1 protein-coding gene is annotated in these 3,937 nt (G+C 76.0%); it reads right to left on the bottom strand.

All coding sequences use genetic code 11. The annotated features are described in order from the left end of the window. On the bottom strand, positions 1-3,937 hold a 3,937-nt coding region (locus ACWEN3_RS43065; protein ID WP_452983179.1), incomplete at both ends, for an SDR family NAD(P)-dependent oxidoreductase.

Here is a 3,937-nt window from a genome sequence, read left to right as displayed (position 1 = left end):
GGTAGGCGTTGGCCGCCGCGTAGTTGGGCTGACCGGGGGTGCGGTGCGTGCCCGCGAGCGAGGAGAAGAGGACGAACGCCGACACGTCGCCCGCCAGCTCGTGCAGGTTCAGCACCGCGTCGGCCTTGGGGCGCAGCACCGTCTCCAGGCGCTCCGGCGTGAGCGAACCGATCACGCCGTCGTCGAGGACGCCGGCCGTGTGCACCACGGCCGTCACAGGCGTGCCGGACAGCACCTCGGCGAGGGCGTCCCGGTCGGCCACGTCGCAGGCCGCCCAGCCCACTTCGGCGCCCGCGGCGGTCAGTTCCGCCCCGAGTTCCGCCGCGCCCTCGGCGTCCGCGCCGCGCCGGCTCATCAGCAGCAGGCTGCGCACACCGTGCTCGGCGACCAGGTGCCGGGCGACGAGCCCGCCGAGGGCGCCGGACGCGCCGGTCAGGAGCACCGTGCCGGTCCCGAAGTCCGGGGTGGCCCCCGGGGCGTCGGCGGCGGCCCTGGCGAGCCGGGGCAGCAGGAGCGCGTCGCCGCGCAGTGCCGCCTGCGGCTCCTCGGAGGCGACGAGCCGGGGGACGGCCGTCGCCGCGATCCGCTCCGCGTCGGCGTGCCCCTCGGTGTCGAGGAGGACGATGCGGTCAGGGTTCTCCGACTGCGCCGACCGGACCAGGCCCCACACGGCCGCCTGCACCGGGTCGGCCTGTACAGGGTCGTCCCCGGCGGCGACCGCGCCCCGGGTCACCAGCACCAGGCGGGCGGCCCGGTCCTCGGCCAGCCACCACTGGACGAGCCGGAGCACCTCGGCGAGGACGTCCCGGACCCGTCCGGCGTCGGTGCCCGCCCCAGCCGGGCAGGGGACGACGACGGCGTCCGTGTCCGCCTGAGCCCCGGTCTCCGCCGCGGGGGCGGCGAGGAGGGCGGCGATGTCGTCGTAGGCCCGTACGGCCGGGGCGTTCGCGTCGGCCGGGGCGGCGAGCGGTGCCCACTCCACGGTGAACAGGGAGTCCCGGGAACTGGTGCGCAGTTGCTCGGACGACACCGGACGCAGCGTCAGCGACTCCACCGACACGACGGGGCGGCCCGTGCCGTCGGCGGCCTCCAGCCGTACCGTGTCCCCGCCGGCCGGGGAGAGCCGTACCCGCAGGCCGGCCGCTCCGGTTCCGTGCGGCGTGACGCGGGACCACGCGAAGGGCAGCAGGGGCCCGTCGGCGGCCGGTACGAGGCCGCCCGCGCCCAGCGCGTGCAGCGCGGAGTCGAGCAGCGCCGGGTGCACGCCGAACGCGTCCGCCTGCGCCTCGTCGGTGAGGGCGAGTTCGGCGTAGACCGCGTCGTGGCCGCGCCAGACGGCACGCAGTCCCTGGAAGAGCGGGCCGTAGCTCAGGCCGAGGTCCGCCAGGCGGTCGTAGAAGCCGGCCAGGTCCACCGGCCGGGCGTCGGCCGGGGGCCAGCTGCTCAGGTCGGTGCCGGAGGGGGCCGCGCCGGTGGCGAGGGCGCCGGTGGCGTTGCGGATCCAGGGGCCGTCCCCGGCTCGCGAGTGCACGCTCAGCGCGCGGCGGCCGGAGTCGTCCTCGGCGCCCACGAGGACTTGGAGCGCGACGCCTCCGTGCTCGGGCAGCACCAGCGGTGCCTGCAGGGTGAGCTCCTCGACCAGGTCGCAGCCGGTCTCGGCCGCGGCGTGGGCGGCCAGTTCCACGAAGGCCGTGCCCGGCAGCAGCACCGTGCCCAGGACCGCGTGGTCGGCGAGCCAGGGCTGGGTCCGCAGGGACAGCAGCCCGGTCAGCAGGTGGCCGCCGGCGTCCGGCAGCTCCAACGCCGCGCCAAGGAACGGGTGGTGGGAGGCGTCCAGCCCGGCCGCTCGTACGTCTCCGGCGGGAGCGCCAGCCTCCAGCCAGTACCGCTCGTGCTGGAACGCGTAGGTCGGGAGGTCGACGCGGCGCGCGCCCGGCAGGACGGCGTCCCAGTCGATGCCTACGCCGTGCACATGGGCCTGGGCCAGGGACAGCATCAGCCGGTGCCGGCCGCCGTCGCCGCGGCGCAGCGTCGGTACGACCGCGGCCTCCGCCCCGGCGGCCTCGATGGCGTCCTGGATGCCCGCCAACTGCACGGGGTGCGGGCTGACTTCGAGGAACACGTCGTGTCCGTCGGCAAGGGCGGCCCGGATCGCGTCGTGGAACCGCACCGTCTGCCGCATGTTGCGGTACCAGTAGCCGGAGCCGAGTTCGTCCGTGTCCAGCCTGCCGCCCGTCACCGTGGAGTAGAAGGGCACGGAGCCGGGGAGCGGGCCGATGCCGGCGAACCCCTCGCTCGCCTGTGCTTCGACGCGTTCGATCTGCGGCGAGTGCGCGGCGTAGTCGACGGCGACCCTGCGGGCCTCGACGCCCTCCTGCCGGCAGTGCGCGAGGAGTTCGTCCAGGGCGTCGGTGTCCCCGGAGACCACGACGGTCCCGGGCCCGTTCACGGCGCCGATGCCGAGGCGGCCGTCCCACCGGCCGATCAGTTCCCGCGCCTCCTCGTCCGGGAGCGTCATGGAGGCCATGCCGCCGCGGCCCTGGAGTTCGCGCACCGCGAGGCTGCGCCGCGCCACGATGCGCGCCCCGTCATCCAGGGAGACCGCCCCGGCGATCACCGCCGCGGAGACCTCGCCCTGGGAGTGCCCGACGACCGCGTCGGGGGTCACGCCGAAGGAGCGCCACACCTCGGCCAGGGCGACCGACATCGCCCACAGCACGGGCTGCAGCACGTCGACCCGGTCCTGCTCGGCATCGGACGTGCCGCGCAGCACCGCGGTCAGCGACCAGTCCACGTGCGGCGCGAGGGCGCGCTCGCAGGCGTCGATCCGGTCGCGGAAGACCTGGGTGGTGTCCAGCAGTTCGGCGGCCATGCCCACCCACTGCGACCCCTGCCCGGGGAAGACGAAAACGGTCCTGCCGCCGGTGCGCGCGGTGCCGGTCACCACGCCGGGCGGTCGGGCGCCGCCTGCGACACCGGCCAGTTGCTTCCGGAGCTCCTCGCGGGTCTCCGCGACCAGCACGGCGCGGTGTTCGAAGGCCGCCCTGGTCGTGGCCAGCGAGTAGGCCGCGTCGGCCGCCGGGACCGCCTCGCCGCCGTCGTCACTGTCGCCGTCGCTGTCGCTGTCGTCCAGGAAGGACGCGAGGCGGGCGGCCTGGGACCGCAGCGCTGCTTCGGTCCTGCCGGAGAGCACCCACGGCGCGGCCGCGCCGGGGCCGGGCGCCGGGGGCGGTTCCTCGGTCGCGGGGGCCTGCTCGATGATCGTGTGGGCGTTGGTGCCGCTGACGCCGAAGGACGACACGGCGGCCCGGCGCGGGCGGTCCGACCCGGGCCAGTCGACGGCCTCGGTCAGCAGCCGTACGTCACCGGCCGACCAGTCCACGTGGGGTGTGGGTTCGTCGACGTGCAGGGTCCGGGGAAGGACGCCGTGGCGCATCGCCATGACCATCTTGATCACACCGGCGACGCCCGCCGCGGCCTGCGTGTGACCGATGTTGGACTTCAGCGAGCCCAGCCACAGCGGCCTGTCGTCGGGGCGGCCCTGCCCGTACGTCGCGAGCAGCGCCTGCGCCTCGATCGGGTCGCCGAGCCGGGTGCCGGTGCCATGGGCCTCGACGGCGTCCACGTCGGCCGGTGTGAGCCCGGCGGAGGCCAGGGCCTGCCGGATCACCCGCTGCTGCGAAGGGCCGTTGGGCGCGGTCAGACCGTTGGACGCGCCGTCCTGGTTCACCGCGCTGCCGCGTACGACGGCCAGCACGCGGTGGCCGTTGCGCTCGGCGTCGCTGAGCCGCTCCACCAGGAGCATGCCGACGCCTTCGCCCCAGCCCGTGCCGTCGGCACCGGCCGCGAACGCCTTGCACCGGCCGTCCGGCGACAGGCCGCGCTGGCGGCTGAACTCCACGAAGACCGCCGGGCTCGCCATGACCGTGACGCCGCC

The sequence above is a fragment of the Streptomyces sp. NPDC004561 genome, assembly GCF_053602155.1.
Note: the sequence above shows the minus strand (reverse complement) of the source record. Positions and strands in the feature narration are given on the sequence as shown.